Below are 17,090 nucleotides of genomic sequence, written 5' to 3'. Positions count from 1 at the left end.
CCCACCACCACCAAAGGAGCACCAATGCCCGAACGTACAGCCACCATCGCAAGCCGTGTAGGCCTCCACGCCCGCCCGGCAGCCATCTTCGCCGAGGCCGCCGGAGACCTGGATATCGACGTCACCATCGCCCGTCAGGGAGAGCCGGCCGACGACGCCATGGACGCGGCCAGCATCCTGTCCCTCATGAGCCTGGGCGCTTCCCACGGTGACGTGGTGGTTCTTCGTGCAGAAGGCGACGGTGCGGACGAAGCACTGGACAGCCTGGTGAAGATCCTCGAAACGGACCACGACGCCGAGTAGGGACGCAAACCCTCCAGCGACACGAAAAGTGCCTGGCGACACCCGGATATGGGTGTCGCCAGGCTCTTTTTGCGTATTGCTAAGGGCCGCTGAGTTCGTCGAGATGGCGCCCGAGCATCCTGAGCATGGACCCTTGCTCCGTCAGTTCACCGCCCCACAATCCGTGCATCGCGATTCCGTCCAGGAGTGCCCGAAGTCGCTGGGCTTCGTACGCGGCGTCGCGCCCACGGTGGAACTGGTCCGCTTCAATCAGGATTTGGATGGCGGCGTTGCATGCGCGGTCGACTCCATCGCTGAGCCTGGCGGCGGCGGGACGAAGCTCACTGTCAGTGAGTGAAAGGACGCCGAGCTGGACTTGGGCAACCAGCTCCAAGCGTCGTTCTTTGTCCAGCGGGAGCAACTGTGCAAGCAGCGCATCAACAAGTGCCCTGCCCGAAAGGTCGATCGCAGCAACACGTGCGGTCACCCGGTCCTCAATGAGTTGCAGGCAGAACTCCCGCAGGGCATGTTGCGTGGCAAACGCACGCCGTAGCGAAGCCGCTGCGATGCCGGCTTCCGCTGCCACCCCCCGCACGGAAAGCCCCGAAAGACCCTCACGTTGCAACACCCGCAAGGAAGCTTCCGCTATTGCTGCGGTGCGCGCCTCTGCGTCGATTCTCCTGGGCATGGATCAGCGCCGTCCGGTAGCAGCGGGTAAGGCGCGAGGGGCCTTTTTCGGCCAGATCGTATAGCTCACGGCCCACAGGAAGTCGATGGCGAAGATGATTGACAGAATTCGAAAGAAGTCCGAAAGGGCAGCGGTTCGTTCTGCATCGTTGACCAGCAGGATGATCGCCCCCAGGGTCCCGGCGGCGATCCCCACCGCAAGTGCTGTAAGAAGTACATCCCGCCAGCATTTGATGGTGTAGCGGCTTCCTGTGAGCCGCTCCGGCGCGGGTCCGCCGGCAAACCGGTGCTGGAAGTGCGCATCGGCCCAGGCCACCATGCGCTTGCCGTACGCGATGGAGACGCCGATATAGATCGCGGCAAGTCCGTGATGCCAGGACGCCGTACCGCCGCCGAGAAGATCGACGGCGACCAACGCAAGCAGGACGGCATCGATGACCGGAGCAAGAATAAGGAGAGTCCCGCCAAGCCGGGGGCTGCGCAGTAGATATCGCGCAGTGAGCCCGGCGACGATGGCCACCCAGAACGCAACCTCACACAGCACAATTGCCAGCAGAATCATTTACGGCCCCCACACCATTCCATCGATTTTATTAGTACGAGTGTACTCATAAAACGATGGCGGCGTTTGAAGGCCCCCGGCCAGGTGTCAGGTTTCACCGTTCAGATAGGCAGCAATTGAGGCTTCCGTAGGCTTGACGTCCTTCAGCTCTTCCGAGAGGTACGCCTCGATGATCCTTGGATCCACATAGGAAGACCGGGCCACTGACGGAGTGTTTCCAAGGAGTTCCGAGGCTTCCCTGATGGCCCGCACGATTGCCTGCCTGGGGGTTCCCTTGTGCCCGGACTTGATAAGGCAGAGGGCGGCGGCAGCAGTGCCTTTCCAGGTCCGGAAATCCTTGGAGGTATAGGCCTCCCCGGCGATGCCGCGGAGATACTCATTGATCATGGACGCATCCACCGACACCCAGGTCCCGTTCGCTTGGTAGGCCAGTAGCCGCTCCTTGCCGGGACGGTTCGCCAGCGGCTCCAAGAAGGCGGCCAAGGCGGGGTCATGGATGGAGGTGTCCCAGAGCTGGCCGCTCTTGCCGGGGAATTTAAGGAACACATCCGGCCCCTCAACCCGCGCATGGCGGCAGCGGAGGGTGGTGAGTCCATACGATCCGTTTTGCTTCATGTAGACCTCGGAACCCACGCGCAGCGCGCCAAGATCCATGAACCGCACTGCTGCTGCGAGTGTCTGCTGTCTAGGGTCCGCGTCATCCTGGAGATGGACTGTTACGTTGCGGCGGACCGATGGCAGAACAAGGCCAAGTTTGGCCGCGCGGATGAACTTTTCGGTGTCTTTACGTTCCCGCCACCCGGGATGGTAGATGTATTGGCTCCGCCCGGCGGCATCTACCCCCGTGGCAAGGATGTGCCCGTGCTCGTAGGGGCTGATCCACACGTCGGTCCATGCAGGCGGGATCGCCAGCGCATTGATGCGCTGGCGATCCTCCTTGCTGACCAAACTCCCGTCGGGATGGCGGTAGCTGAACCCCGTTCCAACCTTCCGGCGGACAATGCCGGGCTTGGAAAGGTCACTTCTCTTCAGCCGTGGCACAGTCTGGGCCTTGTCTTTGGTGAGCCGATGCGGTTCTTGCTCAGGCGTCGTCCGGGTCCGTCACAGCAGCGCCGGCATTCATGATTTCGGCGTTGATCATCCACACCAGCTGCTCAAGGCGGGCGATGAACGCGTGCAGCAGGTCCGCCGTCGTCGGATCTTCCTCATCAACCTCGTCGTGAACGTCGCGCATCGTCTGGACCGCACGCTCCACGCGGTCGGTGACCAGCTTGACGGCGTTCTTGGTGCTCACCAGGCCGGCCGGGAATTCCTCAAGACGGGTTCCCTTGGCGATGGTTGCGCTGCGTCCGTCCGGCAGGGCGTGGAGGGCACGCATGCGCTCGGCGGTGTCATCAGCGAACTGCCGCGTTGCCAGGACGAGCTCGTCCAGCTGGAGGTGGAGATCGCGGAAGTTCGGTCCCACGATGTTCCAGTGCGCCTGCTTCCCCTGGAGCTGCAGCTCGATGAGGTCGGTCAGGACGATTTGAAGGTTGTCTGCAAGCTGCTGTGACGCTTTCATGTGTTCCTCTCATGGACGTTCATGTGAGCCAAAAACGTGCCGCAAAACGTCTGCGGCAACTGCCCAATCATCAGGTGACGACTGCGATAAGCCTTTCATAAGGGTGCTTAGTAGTACAATGAGGAGTGTTGCTGTTCACAGCTGGCGAACTTCATATCCTGACGAAGCCCACCGGCTGGTAACGATACAAAGGCACTTCGAGGCTGCGGAAACGCCTCTTGGTACCGGCATAACCACATCGAAGTAAACCGGAATGCATAATCGGGAATCCCGGATTCACCAAAGATTCCCCGGAAAGGAATGTGCTGACCATGAATACACTTCTGATCATTGCTGGTGTAGTAGCAATTGTTCTCCTTCTTGTGGGCGGTTTCTCGCAGGCCCTGAGCTGGTTGCTGTGGGTAGGCGTTGTCCTCCTCGTCATCGCGGCCATTGGTTGGCTGCTGAGCTTCATGTCCAACCGCCGGGGTCATACGGTATAGAGCGCGGCCGCGGACTGTCCAACAGGTCTTCGAGGGCTGTTCCCTGCGTTCATGAGCTGGACGCGGGGACGGCCCTCCGGCACACCTACCCTTCGCCGGACTCTTGTCCTGTCGCCGCGGCAGGCGGAGCCGCGTCCGGATCCTGCGGTGTTGGAAAGTCGTCGCCCGGCACTTCGGGAACGCCTTCGGCGGGACGCTCAGGAGTTTCACTTCCCCTGCCGCTACCAGGCAGTTCCTGTTCGGGAGTCGGCGTACCGTACCCGCCGGGTTCGCTGTCCGGGTCGACCCGGTGCTCGTCGTGACTCATTTTTCCTCCTTGGAATCCGCTGAGGCCCCGAAAAAAGTTCGAGGGATGCTGACAGTCCGACCGTAGCCCGGCACACCCACGGCGTCCACCAATTGCTGCGGAGGCATACGAATGGCAGAACAGGAACAAGTTCCAAGGATCGGCAGGAACGAGTCCACGGAAGAACGCATGGACCGCAACTGGATGGAACTCATCCAGGAACTGAGGGTTCTCCAAACCGGCGTCCAAATTCTGGGCGGATTCCTGCTGACGCTTCCCTTCCAATCGCGCTTCAGGGAATTGGACGATTGGCAGCGCGGCCTGTACCTGTTCAACGTCATGGTGGCAGCCCTCACTACGGCGCTCATCGTCATCCCCGTCAGCGTGCACCGGCGGCTCTTCCGCCGCGGACTAAAGGCCACCTTGGTTTCCAGTGCCGACGTCGTCACCAAATGGGCGCTGGGTGGTGTCGCGTTGTTGATCGTGGGCTCCGCGACCCTGGTCTTCGACTTTACGGCCGGACGGACCGCAGGCATCCTGGCCGGCGGGTTCATAGTCCTGATGCTGCTGCTGTTGGTGGTTGGAATGCCTCTGTGGCTCTTCCACCGCGGCATGAACGGCAACGGAAACACGAAGGAGGAGTGAACATGCCAGGACCTGTCCAAAACCGTGAAACGACGGGAGTACATGGCTTCCAGCCAGTTCTGGTTTGAGCCCTTCCAGAACTGGCAGAGCGAATTCCTGGCCGCTGGAGTGCTGGTGGGAGCATCCGTCTATCTGCGGGAGCGCGGTTCACCGGAAACCAAGCCCGTAGCCGAACCACATTATGAGACGGGCTCGTAAGGGCAGTGCATGGCTTTAGAGCCGGGGCTCCGGCCTGAGCTTTTTGAGCCAGATCTCGGTCTGGGCAATGTGGGCGGCCGTCGCCGTAGCCGCCATGGTTGGATCCCGCCGCGCGATCGCGGCCACGATTGCGCTGTGGCCGGCAGTGCTGTCCTCGCGCACGGCCGCACCGTCCTCGCCGTCGAAAATATGGAAGTGTCCACCGCGCGAGCGGAAAAGCCTGACCAGTGCGTTGAGCGTCGAATTCCCGCTCGCCCGGCAGATCTCCTCGTGGAACTGCGAGTCGAGCTCCGAGTACTCACTCGGGCTGTCAGTGGCCTCCATGCCCTCCACGAGCGCCGTCAATTTCGCGAGGACTTCCGGCGTGGCATTGGCTGCCGCAGCAGCAGCTGCATGGGATTCCATAAGCCTGCGGATTTCGAAGAGTTCCAGCAACCCGTCCAGTGGCAGCAGATCGACCAGCAGGGCGAAATTCTGGAGGATCACCGTCGGCTCCAGGGACGAGATGTAGGTTCCCGAACCATGCCTGGACTCCATGACGCCCAGCGCGGACATGGCCCGCACAGCTTCCCGCAAGGAGCTCCTTGAGACACCCAGCTGCGCTGACAGCTCAGCCTCGGGAGGACACTTCTGGCCAGCCGCGAGTTCACCCGAGGCAATCTTGTTCCTCAGGCCCTGCATTGCCGTCTCAACAGCACCCATATGTCCCCTCCTTCACATCCCGGTATCACGCTACCGCACCGGACCGGACAGCTCCCGGAGCGGAAACATTGTCATGCCTTCGCATCAAGACATCGTATCTCTTGCCCCACGGAAGCGCCTGTTAGGTGCAAGAGCAGGCATAAAGCGCAAAAGTCATCTTATGACTATTTTGGATTGTCCGTTGTCTCGGCAGTACCTGTGATGTAACTTACAGAGCGTTGCCCCATTTCTCTTGACGAAGGACGCCGTGATCCCAGCACCCCTCACAGTCCCCCGCCCGATGTTGACCCCCGAGGGCCAACCCGCCATGGCTGACTGGAGCCTCACCCCGTCCAAGGTCCACCTCAACCACGGCTCCTATGGCTCCGTCCCCCGGGCCGCCCAGGCGCAACAGTTAAGACTCAAGGAACAGATGGACCTGAACCCCTGCCCGTGGTTCATGAGCCAGTTTGAGCTGGTGGCCACGGCGCGAAAGGAGGTCGCAGGCTTCCTCGCTGTTGATCCCCAACAACTTGCCCTGGTCCACAACGCGAGCGCCGGGGTGAGCACTGTCTACAACTCGATGGATTTTGCTCCCGGTGCGGAGATCGTGACCACCAACCATGCGTACGGAGCGGTACTCCAGGGGGCAGAACGGGTAGCCCGCAGATCCGGCGGCCGCGTTCGGATCGCGGAAATCCCCCTCGAGGCCGACGCGGAGACTGTTCGTGCCTTGGTGATGGCCGAGGTGACTCCCCGGACGGCCCTGATCGTGGTGGACCAGATCACTTCGGCAACTGCCCGGGCATTCCCTGTCGAAGACATCGCCCGCGAAGCTTCCCTCCTGGGCGTGCCTGTGCTGGTGGACGCAGCCCATGCCCCAGGCGTGCTGGAGTTTCCGGTTCCCGATTTTGAGGGTTTCTGGGTGGGCAATCTCCACAAGTTTGCCTGCGCCCCGAGGGGAACCGCTGCGTTGGTTGCACGGGGACCACAGGCAGAGTCGTTGGAACCACTGATCGATTCCTGGGGCTTCCCCTACAGGTTTCCGGAAAACTTCGACCACGTCGGAACCCAGGATGTGACCTCCTGGATGGCAGCCGGAACAGCCTTCGACACCATCGAAGAGCGATACGGTTGGGACACCTTCCGAACCTACGCCAAGGAACTCTGCGACTACGGCCAATCACTGATCGGCGAGGCCTTCACCAGCGCCACAGGCCAGAACCCGGCGGTCGACGTCGGCATGCCTGTAGGGCCGTTGCGCCTCATCCGCCTGCCGGACGGGCTGGCCACCACCCACGAGGATTCCCACGCAGTCCGCGGCTACATATCGGAGCACCTGGACATCGAGACAGCCATCACCACTTTCAACGGGCAGGGCTACCTGCGGCTTTCCGCGCACCTTTACAACTCCCCCAAGGACTACGAAATATTCGCGGAGAAGGCGGTTCCGGAACTGGTCCGGCTCGCCCGATCCCTCTAGACCCCACCCGCACCTGCTCAGCCGGTGCAAACACACTCAACCGATCAACGGAGGACCCACGTGAAATCCAGAATTATGGCGTCTGCGGCAGCAGGCCTGGCGGCAGTTCTTGCACTTGCCGGGTGTGGAGGCGGCCAGCAGCAGGCGGCAGATGGCAAAGTCACCTTGAAGATGGTGGAAAGCCTCACCAACCCCACCCGCACGGAGACTCTGAAGAAACTCATTTCAGGCTTTGAGCAGGCCAACCCGGACATCAAGGTGGAGCTGATTTCACCGCCCACCGACCAGGCGGACCAGAAAATCCAGCAGATGCTCCAGTCCGGCAAGGGCGTGGATGTGGTGGAGGCACGCGACATCACAGTTGGCTCCTTCGGTGCGAACAACTGGCTCTACGACATGACCAAGGACCTTGATGGCTGGGACGGATGGAACAACCTGACCGAAAACGCGGTCAAGTATTCCAAGCAGAACGGCAAGACCTACTACATCCCCTACGGTTTCTACGGCCTTTCCCTCTTCTATCGTTCGGACCTGGTCAAGCAGGCCGGCTTCGACGGTCCTCCCAGCAGCTGGGAGGAGATGGCAAAGCAAGCCGAAGCCCTCAACAAGCCGTCCGAAAACAAGTTCGGCTACGCGTTCCGTGGAGGTACCAATGCCAACTCCAATGCCGTAGCGATCATCGAGGCCTACGTTGCGGACGAGATCGACCGCGAGAACGCCTTCAAGCTGACCAACGGCAAGACGATCTTCTCCTCCCCCAAGGCCCAGCAGGCCATGGATCTCTACATTGACCTCTTCAAGAAGGGATCCCCGCCATCGTCCGTGGCGTGGGGCTACCCCGAGATGGTGCAAGGCTTCAGCAACGGCTCCACGGCCTTCCTGCTGCAGGACCCCGAGGTCATCGCCACCGTCAAGGAGTCACAGTCCATCAAGCAGGACCAGTGGAACGTCGCGCCCCTGCTGGTGGGTCCGGGCGGCAAGGCCATCCAGCCTGTCGCTTCGGCTGGCTGGGGCATCGCGGAATCCTCAAAGGCCAAGCCCCAGGCCGTCAAGCTCATCAAGTACTTGGCGCAGGGCGACGCTGCCACCACGTTCAGCAAGGACAACAGCCTGGTCCCCACACTCAAGTCCGCAGCCCAGGATCCCTTCTACAGCACCGGCCCCTGGGCTGCCTACGTAAAGATGACGGAGAACCCGGACAAATACGTTTCCGCGATCCAGCCGCGCAGCGTTTCCTGGTGGACGGAGTGGATCAAGAAGTCCGACGGCGAACTTCAGCGGGTCCTGACAGGGCAGATGTCCACCACCGAGCTGCTGTCCAGCTGGGACAGCTACTGGACAGAAAAGATGAAGGGATAACCTCCGGTGACTCTCGACGTCAAGAAGGCCGCACCGCCCCCATCGGGGCGGAAAGCCGCGCGGCCGGAGCCGGGCAGGGGCAGCTCGTCCAAGAGACGCTTCAACGGCCGGACAGCAATGACCTTGCTGGCCTTCCTGGCTCCGGCCGCGGTGTTCGTGGGGATCTTCACGTACTACCCCATGATCGCCGGCAGCCAGATGGCGTTCCGGAACTGGAACCTGAATGATCTTTCCGATACCTCGTGGATTGGCTTCGGGAACTTCCAGAGCCTGTTCGATGCTCCGGAGTTCGGAACGATCGTCCGCAATACCGTGGTGTGGGTTATCGGCTCGCTGGTCCCGCAGGTAGTCATCGGGTTCGCCGTGGCACTGTTCCTGAAGCGGCGGTTCCGGATGCGCGGGGCGTACCAGGCCATGATCTTCTTCCCCTGGGCGGTCTCCGGCTTTCTCATCGGCATGCTGTTTCGGTGGATGTTCAACGCGGAATTCGGCGTTGTCAATGACCTCCTGATGAAGGCCGGGCTGATCAGTTCGCCCATTCCGTGGTTGTCGGATCCCGGCTTCGCCATGACCGCGATCATCATCGCCAACATCTGGTACGGCGTGACGTTCTTCGCCATCATGATCCTTGCCGCCCTGCAGTCGGTGTCGGACGAGATGTACGAGGCCGCCGCTTTGGATGGTGCAGGCAAGGTTCGGACGTTCTTCAGCATCACGCTGCCGAGCATCTCCACCACGCTGGCGTTGACCATCCTGTTGCGGGTGATTTGGATCTTCAACTTCCCGGACATCATTTTCGCGATGACCGGCGGAGGTCCGGCCGACCAAACGCACATCATCACCACGTACATGATCAAAATTACCCAGGAAGGCGACTACGGCAAGGCGTCCGCCCTGGGATTGATCGTCATGGTCACCCTCATGCTTTTCGCAGCCTTCTACCTCATGGCCGTCCGTTTTCGAAAGGCAGACCGATGATCAACACTCCGACGCTCACGGGCCGCATTTCAAAAGTGGTTTTCCTCAGCCTTTGCCTGATCGTCACTGTCTTTCCGCTGTACTGGATCGTGGTGACGTCCCTCAAGGAACCGGGCGCCATCTACTCGCTGCCCCTGGATTACTGGCCACGGCAGTTGTCCCTGGACAACTATGTCGGGCTTTTCACGAAGTCCGACTTCGGCCAATACATGCTCAACAGCCTGGTGGTGGCGCTGGTTGCGGCGTCGGTGGCGACGCTCATCTCACTGCTCTCCGCGTATGTCCTGGCCCGGTTCCAGTTCTCCGGGCGAGGCGCAGTTCTGGGCGCGTTCCTCATTACACAAATGATCCCGGGGTTCATCGCCCTGGGTCCGCTGTACCTGATGATGACCGATTTCGGCTTGGTGGATTCGAAGACAGGCCTGATCCTGATCTACATCGCCATCTGCATCCCGTTCTGCACCATCATGCTGCGCGGCTTCTTCGAGAACGTCCCCGACGCGTTGGAAGAGGCCGCCATGATCGATGGCTGTTCCAGGCTGGGCGCGCTTTTCAGGGTGATCGTTCCGGTGATGATGCCCGGTATCGCGGCGAGTTTTGTGTTCAACTTCGTCAACTGCTGGAACGAGCTGTTCTTGTCGGTGACCTTGATGAACAGCGACAGCAACAAAACCATCCCGACGGCGTTGGCCGGCTTTATCTCCAGCTTCAACATCGATTGGGGTTCCATGTCCGCTGCCGCGGTGTTGACGGTGGTACCGACGCTGGTGATCTTCGCTTTTGCCAGCAAGTTCATTGTCCAGGGACTGACCGCGGGTTCAGTAAAGGGCTGACGCGAGCGCCGACCGTCGGGCGCCCCTCAAGGCGCCCGACGGCGGTTCACGCCTTTTTCTTGGCCCGCGCCTTTGGCTTGCTGTCGGCTTTGCTGGCGGCAGCGTCGTCGTCGGACGCTTTTTCCTTGCCGCGCTTCTTGTCCAGGCTTCGCTTGAGTGCCTCCATGAGGTCGATGACGTCGCCGCCCTCGCCTTCGCCTTCGACGTTGCCGAAGGTGGCCTCGGTATCGAGCGCCTCGCCCTTTTCCAGCTTGGCTTCGATGAGCGTCTTCAGCTGGGCCTGGTAGTCGTCCGTGTATTCATCGGGATCGAAATCATGGGCCATGGATTCCACCAGGGCGGACGACATTTCCAGTTCCTTGTCGGAGATCTTGATGTCCGTTTCCAGGGACGGGAACTTGGCTTCGCGCACCTCATCACCCCACAGGAGGGCCTGCAGCAGCAGCACGTCACCGCGCACGCGCAGGGCACCCAGTCTGGTTTTCTGGCGGAGCGCGTACTGGACGATCGCGATCCTGTCCGTGTCCTCCAGCGTTTGCCGCAGCAGCATGTAGGCCTTGGGAGACTTGGAATCCGGTTCCAGGAAGTAGCTGCGCTCGTACATGATCGGGTCCAGCTGCTCGGCGGGAATGAACTCCACCACCTCGATTTCGCGGCTGTTTTCCTCAGGCAGGGACTTCAACTCGGCGGCGGTGAGGACCACCGTGCGGCCTTCTTCCTCGTAGGCCTTGTCAATATCCTCGTAAGCAACAACTTCACTGCAAATTTCGCATTTGCGCTGGTACCGAATGCGCCCGCCGTCCTTATTGTGGACTTGGTGCAGGCCAATATCGTGATCCTCCGTGGCACTGTATAGCTTCACTGGTACGTTGACCAGACCGAACGCGATAGATCCCTTCCATATAGCCCTCATGCACCCAGTCAACAGCACAACACAGCGGAGGAGAAGAGGTGGCAGGCAAGCAGCAGGAGCGGGTGAACGTGGAAGGCCACGAACTCACCCTCACCAACCTGGGCAAAATCATCTACCCGGAAACCGGGACCACCAAGGCTGAGGTCCTTGAGTACTACGCCACCGTGGCCCCTTTCCTCATCCCCGCTGCGGCCAACAGGCCGGTGACGCGCAAACGCTGGGTCAACGGCGTGGGCACGGCCGAACATCCCGGTGAGGTGTTCTTCCAGAAGAACCTGGAGGACTCCGCACCACGCTGGATTCCCCGGGCCGCCATCCAGCATTCGGACCACATCAACGTCTATCCCATGGTGAACAACCTGGCGACCCTCACGTGGATGGCGCAGATTGCGTCCCTGGAGATCCACGTCCCGCAGTGGCAGGTGGATGCTTCCGGGAAGCCACTGCGGCCCGACCGCTTTGTGTTGGACCTCGATCCAGGCCCCGGCGCGGGCCTGCCGGAGTGCGTGGAAGTTGCCATGCTGGCACGCTCCATCCTGCAGGACATGGGGATGGAGCCCGTCCCTGTTACCAGCGGGAGCAAAGGCATCCATCTGTATACGGGGCTGGACGGCACCCTGAAGTCCGAGCAAGTCTCCGCTTTCGCCCACGAGCTCGCGCGGGCGCTGGAAACGGACCACCCCGATCTCGTGGTCAGCGACATGAAGAAGTCCCTGCGCAAGGGCAAGGTCCTGGTGGACTGGAGCCAGAACAGCGGGAACAAGACCACCATCGTCCCGTACTCGCTGCGCGGCCGCGCCTTTCCAACCGTTGCCGCGCCGCGCACGTGGCAGGAACTTGGGGACCCTGACCTGGACCACCTTGACTACACGGAAGTGATGGAGCGGGTCAGCACGGGCGAGGACCACTTCGCCCCCATTTCGGAACGGCACCTGCCGCCCCACACCGAGGACGGGAACGACGACGGCGGTACTCCCGGCAGGTCGGCCGGCGCCCGCGAGCGCGCGGTGACGGTCGAGAACCGTCTCGCCAAGTACGTCGGGATGCGCGATCCGGAGAAAACCCCGGAGCCGTTCCCGTCGTCGTCGGCTGCTTCGACACCGGTGTCCAACGGAACGTCAGCCGGGCAGCCCAAACCCGGCGACCCGGCACCGCCCGGTGGCATCTTCGTGATCCAGGAGCATCATGCACGCCGGTACCACCTGGACCTGCGGCTGGAACACAACGGCGTACTGGCTTCTTGGGCTCTCCCGCGCGGAGTCCCGGAAACGCCGGACCGGAACAACCTGGCCGTCCATACGGAGGACCACCCGATGGAGTACGCAACCTTCGCTGGAGTGATTCCGAAGGGTGAGTACGGGGCCGGGACCATGACCATTTGGGACCGCGGCGAGTTCACGTGCGAGAAGTGGCGCGATGACAAGGAGGTCATCGCGACGCTCACGGGCGAGCCCGGCGGTGGTCTCGGCGGGACTAAGCGGTTGGCCCTGATCAATACGGGTGACCGATGGCTGATCCACCTGATGAAGGAGCAGCCGGGCGGCAAGCGGAGCGTCAAAGCAACGCCTGCTGCCAAGCCTGCTGCCACGCCGCGTGAACCGGAGCCGCAACCCATGCGCGATTACGCCCCCATGCTGGCTACCTCCGGAACAACCGCCGATCTCCGCGGCGGCAACTGGCTCTATGAACTCAAATGGGATGGCATCCGGGCCATCATCACCGGAACCGAGGGGAGGATCCGGCTGATGAGCCGCAACGGGAACGACCTCACGGCCACCTACCCCGAGCTCACCGACCGCGTCTGCTGGCCCGATGGCGATTTTGTGGCCGACGGCGAAATCGTCGCCTTGGGCAAGGGCTCCCGGCCGGACTTTGGCCGGCTGCAATTGCGCATGAACCTGGTCAAGGCCGCCGACATCGAGCGGGCACGGGCCTCGGTTCCGGTACAGCTGATGCTCTTTGATCTGCTGTACGACGCCGGCACGGATTTGAGCGGGCTGCCTCTGCTTGAGCGGCGCAAGAAGCTGGATGCGTTCGTGGAGCGCTTGCCCGGTGGATGCCCGCTCCATGTGTCAGCGGTGCTGGACCACGACGTCGAGGACCTCATGACCAGCGCGGCCGATCTGGGCTTGGAGGGGGTCATGGCCAAGAAGGCCGACAGCCGTTACACCGTTGGTCGTCGCAGCGGGTCGTGGATCAAGCTCAAGCTGGAGCAAAGCCAGGAAGTGGTGGTGGGCGGTTGGCGCCCGGGAGCCGGGGCCCGGAGCGGGACTTTCGGGGCTTTGCTCCTGGGCATTCCCGACGGCGATGCCTTGCACTATGTAGGCAGGGTGGGCACGGGGTTTAAGGACTGGCAGCTGCGGGAGATCATGGACCGGCTGGAACCGCTGGCGGTGGACGCTTCGCCTTTTAAGGACATTCCGAGGGAGGACGCCGCCGGTGCGCGCTGGGTCAGACCTGAGCTGGTGGCCGAGGTGACTTTCGGTAACTGGACTGGTCCTGGCAGACTGCGTCATCCCGTGTGGCGGGGTTGGCGCCCGGACAAGTCCCCTTCCGACGTCACCCAGCCCAACTAGGGGACAGCTAACGCTCCTACGAGGCCTCAGTAGTGCGTTTGCTGTCCCCCAGTTGGGCTGGCGGGGTGTCGGTTGGGTGCGGTGACGGGTTAGGACGAGTGCGGCATCTGCGGACGGCTGGTCCGGTGGATTGCCGTTACCGCCGCACCCTGGCCCATGCGGCCGTGGGCTTGGTCGCGGTCCTTCGGGTGCCGGCGTTTGCCGTTGCCGTCCGGCCATTGATTGCCTTGGTCCGCTCCCAAAGCCAGGGGCATGCCTGTTGTCTCGGGCATCGGTGCCATGTCCATGGACTCCACCAAGTGGCTTGCAACCTCAGGATCGATGCCCTCAGCGTTGTGATTCGCAGTCATGGTTCTTCCTTTCCAGTGCGCCTGTTTTCCTATGGGCCTGTCCGCCGGAGTTACCAACGGACCTTCTTCTCGGTCTTGGCCATCTTGCCGCTGGCAGCGGTGGGCTTGTGCCCCTTGCCGGTGCTTTGCCAGCCGGCCGGAGCGCCGCCGCCCGACTTCCTGGCGAGCATTGCCCGTTGGGCGTCAGTGAGCTTGGACTTGATGCCGCCGGAGGCGGACAGCTTGTTGTCATCTGAAGGGTTGGCAGTCATATGGACTCCTAAAAATGTGTGAGTCCTGATGAGACACGTATCCCGTGACACTTGTTTCAAAAAAAGGCGTCGACAACGGGAACGGCGTGGAGGCAAGCCTCAACAGGCGTGGATTTTTGTCATCTGAAACGCAGCTGCATGCTCAAGGTACGAGCACGGCTGGTCTACTCAAAAATCAGTGTTCCCATGCGTCATACCCTAACCATCATCCTGCACATTTGTGAACCCCTCGATTAGCATGGCTCTCGTGAGCCCGAGCAGGTTGATCGTCGCCGCCCTTCGCGATGCCGGCTGTGTTTTCGCCGAGGACGAGGCCCGGCTCCTGATCGACGCTGCCGCCCATCCGGACGAACTGGACCGCATGGTAGCCCTGAGGGTGGGCGGTCTGCCGCTGGAACACATCCTCGGCTGGGTGGACTTCTGCGGGACACGCATGGCTGTTGCCCCGGGCGTCTTCGTGCCGCGGCGTCGCACGGAGTTCTTGGTGCGACAGGCGGCGTTAACCGCCAAAACGGGTGCCGTCGTCGTCGACCTCTGCTGCGGCTCCGGCGCCATAGGTGCCGCACTTTACGATCTTCTGGGCGGTTGCGAACTCCACGCGGCCGACATCGACCCCGCCGCGGTTGCGTGCGCGCAACGGAACCTGGGGCCTCGTGGGGGCACTGCGTACCTGGGCGATCTCTTCACGCCGCTCCCCCGCCGGCTGCTGGGACGGGTCGACGTGCTCCTGGTCAATGCACCGTACGTCCCCACGGATTCCATCAGCCTGATGCCGCCGGAAGCGCGGGTCTACGAGCCGGTGGCAGCGCTCGACGGCGGCACTGACGGTTTGGGTGTCCAGCGTCGCGTTGCGCTGGGGGCACCTCCGTGGTTGTCGCCGGGTGGGCTGCTTCTGATGGAAACCTCCCGGCAACAGGCCACCGCGACGGCGGGGCTCCTGGCACGGGCCGGGCTGACTGCGGACGTGGTGACGGACCCGGATCTGGATGCCACACTGGTGGTAGGCGGTCACTGAGGGCCGTACTGGATTCGTCACTTTCAGGGCCGGGGTTGGGCCCGTTACGTGGGCATAGCTAAACAATTTGGTAACAACGTGCTTCGCGGGGCAAAAACTGCAGGACATCCGCGTACTTGCAGGGCAAAAGCCGGTAATGAGATGCAACACACCTAGGCAATTTGCACCCCTGGGAGGGCCAAAAATCGGATCTCAACTCGGGTTTCAGGCCCAAACCGCGTAAAATTGAAACCCTGCCCAGAGCGGGGCAGCAGAAGTCGCAAGCAAATGACCTCCCTAGGAGAAGCCCAAATGCCCACAGACCAAAGCAACACCGTCTCTCCGGATGGCGCAAGGAACGCCTCCGGAAACACAGTATCGGCAGGCCACACCCCGGCCGCCACCAACGCATCAAAGAACGCAGCGAAGAAAGCGAAGCTCCGCCCGAAGCGCCGGTTGAAAGAATCGGACGTCAACGTGGTGGACAAGCCGATGCTGCGCAAAGCACTCGGCGGAACCATCGTCGGCAACACCATGGAATGGTACGACGTCGGTGTCTTCGGCTACCTCATCACCACCATGGGTCCTGTCTTCCTGCCCGAGGCGGACAAGTCGGTCCAGACACTCTTCCTCCTGGGCACTTTCGCCGCGACCTTCATCGCACGCCCCCTCGGCGGCGTCGTGTTCGGTTGGCTCGGCGATAAGGTGGGCCGCCAGAAGGTGCTCGCCGCAACACTGATGCTGATGGCGGCAAGTACGTTCGCCGTCGGCCTTCTTCCCGGCTATGCGCAGATCGGCATCTGGGCCGCCGCATTGCTGGTGATCCTGAAGCTCGTCCAGGGCTTCTCCACCGGAGGTGAGTACGCCGGTGCCACAACGTTCGTGAGCGAGTACGCGCCGGACAAGCGCCGTGGCTACTTCGCGAGCTTCCTTGATATGGGCAGCTACATTGGCTTCGCCCTGGGTGCTGCCCTGGTATCGATCCTGCAGCTCACCCTTGGACAGGCTGCCATGGAGGAGTGGGGCTGGAGGCTTCCGTTCCTGATCGCCGGTCCCCTGGGCCTGATCGCTGTGTACTTCCGTAGCAAGATCGAGGAATCCCCCCAATTCCAGGCCGCCCTGGACGCGCAGGAAGCAAGCGCCAAGGACGCAGCGTCCCACGATGCCGCTGTCGCCAAGGGTCCTGTCGGCATCATCAAGGCTTACTGGCGCCAGATTGTGCTGGCCATGATCCTGGCTGCTGCTGCCAACACTGTCGGCTACGCACTGACCTCCTACATGCCGACGTATCTCACGGATTCCAAGGGTTACGACCCCGTACACGGCACCCTGCTGACCATCCCGGTCCTGGTGATCATGGCCGTGTGCATCCCGCTGACAGGCAAGCTCTCGGACCGTATCGGCCGTCGTCCGGTCCTGTGGATCGGCGCAGGCAGCACTGTCCTGTTCGCAGTCCCGGCCTTCATGCTCATCGGCATCGGCGAGATTTGGTCCACGCTGGCAGGCCTGGCCCTGGTGGCGTTCCCGGTGACGTTCTACGTTGCGAACCTCGCGTCGGCCCTGCCCGCGCTGTTCCCGACGTCCAGCCGCTACGGCGGAATGGGCATCGCCTACAACTTCTCCGTGGCGATCTTCGGTGGAACCACGCCGTTCATCGTCCAGGGCCTGATCGAGGCTACAGGCAACGACATGATGCCCGCGTACTACCTGATGGCAACGTCAATCGTGGGCGCCATCGCCATCTATTTCCTGCGCGAATCGGCCCAGCGCCCACTGCCGGGCTCCATGCCCAGCGTGGATACACCGGCCGAAGCCCGCGAACTCGTGGAAACGCAGGACACCAACCCGCTCATCAATCTGGAAGAGATGCCGTTCGACGGCCAGCCCATCGATGACGCCGTGTTCGGCTCAGGCAAGAAGGACATGACTCCCGCGTAGGAACCGTTTGCCTGCAACTTCTGCGCAGCGA

20 protein-coding genes are annotated in these 17,090 nt (G+C 62.1%); 11 read left to right on the top strand and 9 right to left on the bottom strand.

The window, feature by feature from the left end:
* Window positions 1–24 precede the first annotated feature (24 nt).
* The gene (locus N5P29_RS01605) at window positions 25–303 is read left to right on the top strand and encodes an HPr family phosphocarrier protein (protein ID WP_144661719.1); all 279 of its coding nucleotides are present in this window, start codon (window positions 25–27) and stop codon (window positions 301–303) included.
* A gap of 79 nt (window positions 304–382) precedes the next feature.
* On the opposite strand, the gene N5P29_RS01600 is transcribed toward N5P29_RS01605, so the two are convergent.
* The 4 genes from N5P29_RS01600 to N5P29_RS01585 all read right to left on the bottom strand — a co-directional run bounded on the left by N5P29_RS01600 (window position 383) and on the right by N5P29_RS01585 (window position 3,092).
* Window positions 383–970, bottom strand: coding sequence for a TetR/AcrR family transcriptional regulator (locus N5P29_RS01600; RefSeq protein WP_262276949.1), 588 nt, complete (start codon window positions 968–970; stop codon window positions 383–385).
* A 3-nt stretch (window positions 971–973) separates the two neighbouring features.
* Window positions 974–1,531 (bottom strand): hypothetical protein, encoded by a 558-nt coding sequence (locus N5P29_RS01595; protein ID WP_262276948.1) that lies wholly within the window; start codon window positions 1,529–1,531, stop codon window positions 974–976.
* An 87-nt stretch (window positions 1,532–1,618) separates the two neighbouring features.
* Entirely contained in the window at window positions 1,619–2,572 is a 954-nt protein-coding gene (locus N5P29_RS01590; protein WP_262276947.1) for a DNA topoisomerase IB, read from the bottom strand.
* 40 nt (window positions 2,573–2,612) lie between these two features.
* Window positions 2,613–3,092, bottom strand: coding sequence for a Dps family protein (locus tag N5P29_RS01585; protein WP_262276946.1), 480 nt, complete (start codon window positions 3,090–3,092; stop codon window positions 2,613–2,615).
* A 311-nt stretch (window positions 3,093–3,403) separates the two neighbouring features.
* Here N5P29_RS01585 and N5P29_RS01580 point away from each other — a divergent pair, with 311 nt between their 5' ends.
* Entirely contained in the window at window positions 3,404–3,574 is a 171-nt protein-coding gene (locus N5P29_RS01580) for a hypothetical protein (RefSeq protein ID WP_186313616.1), read from the top strand.
* Between the two features lie 85 nt (window positions 3,575–3,659).
* Here N5P29_RS01580 and N5P29_RS01575 read toward each other — a convergent pair whose 3' ends face one another.
* A complete protein-coding gene (locus tag N5P29_RS01575) occupies window positions 3,660–3,881 on the bottom strand; it encodes a hypothetical protein (protein WP_262276945.1) in 222 nt (73 codons plus the stop codon).
* Between the two features lie 111 nt (window positions 3,882–3,992).
* On the opposite strand from N5P29_RS01575, the gene N5P29_RS01570 reads away from it, so the two are divergent.
* Both N5P29_RS01570 and N5P29_RS01565 read left to right on the top strand, forming a co-directional pair.
* The gene (locus N5P29_RS01570) at window positions 3,993–4,505 is read left to right on the top strand and encodes a DUF6328 family protein (protein WP_262276944.1); all 513 of its coding nucleotides are present in this window, start codon (window positions 3,993–3,995) and stop codon (window positions 4,503–4,505) included.
* 42 nt (window positions 4,506–4,547) lie between these two features.
* Window positions 4,548–4,703 carry a DUF6766 family protein gene (locus N5P29_RS01565; RefSeq protein WP_262278635.1) on the top strand — a complete coding sequence of 52 codons (156 nt, stop codon included), beginning with the start codon at window positions 4,548–4,550 and terminating at the stop codon, window positions 4,701–4,703.
* A gap of 15 nt (window positions 4,704–4,718) precedes the next feature.
* Here the strand turns inward: N5P29_RS01565 and N5P29_RS01560 are convergent, their stop codons facing one another.
* A complete protein-coding gene (locus N5P29_RS01560; RefSeq protein WP_144661712.1) occupies window positions 4,719–5,405 on the bottom strand; it encodes a FadR/GntR family transcriptional regulator in 687 nt (228 codons plus the stop codon).
* A gap of 280 nt (window positions 5,406–5,685) precedes the next feature.
* On the opposite strand from N5P29_RS01560, the gene N5P29_RS01555 reads away from it, so the two are divergent.
* Genes N5P29_RS01555 through N5P29_RS01540 form a run of 4 tightly spaced genes read left to right on the top strand, consistent with a single transcriptional unit; the run spans window position 5,686 to window position 10,037 of the window.
* Entirely contained in the window at window positions 5,686–6,867 is a 1,182-nt protein-coding gene (locus tag N5P29_RS01555) for an aminotransferase class V-fold PLP-dependent enzyme (protein ID WP_262276943.1), read from the top strand.
* 60 nt (window positions 6,868–6,927) lie between these two features.
* On the top strand, window positions 6,928–8,226 hold the full coding sequence (locus N5P29_RS01550) for an ABC transporter substrate-binding protein (RefSeq protein WP_262276942.1): 1,299 nt from the start codon (window positions 6,928–6,930) through the stop codon (window positions 8,224–8,226).
* A 6-nt stretch (window positions 8,227–8,232) separates the two neighbouring features.
* Window positions 8,233–9,204: a carbohydrate ABC transporter permease gene (locus N5P29_RS01545; protein WP_262276941.1), complete on the top strand. Its 972-nt coding sequence runs from the start codon at window positions 8,233–8,235 to the stop codon at window positions 9,202–9,204.
* Complete coding sequence (locus tag N5P29_RS01540; protein ID WP_262276940.1) at window positions 9,201–10,037, top strand: carbohydrate ABC transporter permease; 837 nt, start codon at window positions 9,201–9,203, stop codon at window positions 10,035–10,037. Before N5P29_RS01545 ends, N5P29_RS01540 begins: the two co-directional genes overlap by 4 nt.
* A 46-nt stretch (window positions 10,038–10,083) precedes the next feature.
* Here the strand turns inward: N5P29_RS01540 and N5P29_RS01535 are convergent, their stop codons facing one another.
* Complete coding sequence (locus N5P29_RS01535; protein WP_262276939.1) at window positions 10,084–10,899, bottom strand: non-homologous end joining protein Ku; 816 nt, start codon at window positions 10,897–10,899, stop codon at window positions 10,084–10,086.
* Between the two features lie 89 nt (window positions 10,900–10,988).
* Here N5P29_RS01535 and N5P29_RS01530 point away from each other — a divergent pair, with 89 nt between their 5' ends.
* Complete coding sequence (locus N5P29_RS01530; protein ID WP_262276938.1) at window positions 10,989–13,526, top strand: ATP-dependent DNA ligase; 2,538 nt, start codon at window positions 10,989–10,991, stop codon at window positions 13,524–13,526.
* An 89-nt stretch (window positions 13,527–13,615) separates the two neighbouring features.
* On the opposite strand, the gene N5P29_RS01525 is transcribed toward N5P29_RS01530, so the two are convergent.
* Both N5P29_RS01525 and N5P29_RS01520 read right to left on the bottom strand, forming a co-directional pair.
* Window positions 13,616–13,876, bottom strand: coding sequence for a hypothetical protein (locus N5P29_RS01525; protein WP_262276937.1), 261 nt, complete (start codon window positions 13,874–13,876; stop codon window positions 13,616–13,618).
* Between the two features lie 50 nt (window positions 13,877–13,926).
* Complete coding sequence (locus N5P29_RS01520; protein ID WP_262276936.1) at window positions 13,927–14,127, bottom strand: hypothetical protein; 201 nt, start codon at window positions 14,125–14,127, stop codon at window positions 13,927–13,929.
* Window positions 14,128–14,365: 238 nt separating this feature from the next.
* Between N5P29_RS01520 and N5P29_RS01515 the strand changes: the two genes are divergently transcribed.
* Entirely contained in the window at window positions 14,366–15,142 is a 777-nt protein-coding gene (locus tag N5P29_RS01515) for a putative protein N(5)-glutamine methyltransferase (protein WP_262276935.1), read from the top strand.
* Window positions 15,143–15,433: 291 nt separating this feature from the next.
* On the top strand, window positions 15,434–17,059 hold the full coding sequence (locus tag N5P29_RS01510) for an MFS transporter (RefSeq protein ID WP_262276934.1): 1,626 nt from the start codon (window positions 15,434–15,436) through the stop codon (window positions 17,057–17,059).
* Window positions 17,060–17,090 lie beyond the last annotated feature (31 nt).

The sequence above is a fragment of the Paenarthrobacter sp. JL.01a genome (genome assembly GCF_025452095.1).
Classification (GTDB): domain Bacteria; phylum Actinomycetota; class Actinomycetes; order Actinomycetales; family Micrococcaceae; genus Arthrobacter.
Note: the sequence above shows the minus strand (reverse complement) of the source record. Positions and strands in the feature narration are given on the sequence as shown.

What these genes read in the sequence shown, in the direction of transcription:
- N5P29_RS01605 (WP_144661719.1), top strand. Translation starts at nt 25, where the DNA reads ATGCCCGAACGTACAGCCACCATCGCAAGCCGTGTAGGCCTCCACGCC.
- N5P29_RS01560 (WP_144661712.1), bottom strand. Translation starts at nt 5,405, where the DNA reads ATGGGTGCTGTTGAGACGGCAATGCAGGGCCTGAGGAACAAGATTGCC.
- N5P29_RS01570 (WP_262276944.1), top strand. Translation starts at nt 3,993, where the DNA reads ATGGCAGAACAGGAACAAGTTCCAAGGATCGGCAGGAACGAGTCCACG.
- N5P29_RS01555 (WP_262276943.1), top strand. Translation starts at nt 5,686, where the DNA reads ATGTTGACCCCCGAGGGCCAACCCGCCATGGCTGACTGGAGCCTCACC.
- N5P29_RS01580 (WP_186313616.1), top strand. Translation starts at nt 3,404, where the DNA reads ATGAATACACTTCTGATCATTGCTGGTGTAGTAGCAATTGTTCTCCTT.
- N5P29_RS01585 (WP_262276946.1), bottom strand. Translation starts at nt 3,092, where the DNA reads ATGAAAGCGTCACAGCAGCTTGCAGACAACCTTCAAATCGTCCTGACC.
- N5P29_RS01510 (WP_262276934.1), top strand. Translation starts at nt 15,434, where the DNA reads ATGCCCACAGACCAAAGCAACACCGTCTCTCCGGATGGCGCAAGGAAC.
- N5P29_RS01525 (WP_262276937.1), bottom strand. Translation starts at nt 13,876, where the DNA reads ATGACTGCGAATCACAACGCTGAGGGCATCGATCCTGAGGTTGCAAGC.
- N5P29_RS01520 (WP_262276936.1), bottom strand. Translation starts at nt 14,127, where the DNA reads ATGACTGCCAACCCTTCAGATGACAACAAGCTGTCCGCCTCCGGCGGC.
- N5P29_RS01565 (WP_262278635.1), top strand. Translation starts at nt 4,548, where the DNA reads ATGGCTTCCAGCCAGTTCTGGTTTGAGCCCTTCCAGAACTGGCAGAGC.
- N5P29_RS01540 (WP_262276940.1), top strand. Translation starts at nt 9,201, where the DNA reads ATGATCAACACTCCGACGCTCACGGGCCGCATTTCAAAAGTGGTTTTC.
- N5P29_RS01575 (WP_262276945.1), bottom strand. Translation starts at nt 3,881, where the DNA reads ATGAGTCACGACGAGCACCGGGTCGACCCGGACAGCGAACCCGGCGGG.
- N5P29_RS01515 (WP_262276935.1), top strand. Translation starts at nt 14,366, where the DNA reads ATGGCTCTCGTGAGCCCGAGCAGGTTGATCGTCGCCGCCCTTCGCGAT.
- N5P29_RS01600 (WP_262276949.1), bottom strand. Translation starts at nt 970, where the DNA reads ATGCCCAGGAGAATCGACGCAGAGGCGCGCACCGCAGCAATAGCGGAA.
- N5P29_RS01595 (WP_262276948.1), bottom strand. Translation starts at nt 1,531, where the DNA reads ATGATTCTGCTGGCAATTGTGCTGTGTGAGGTTGCGTTCTGGGTGGCC.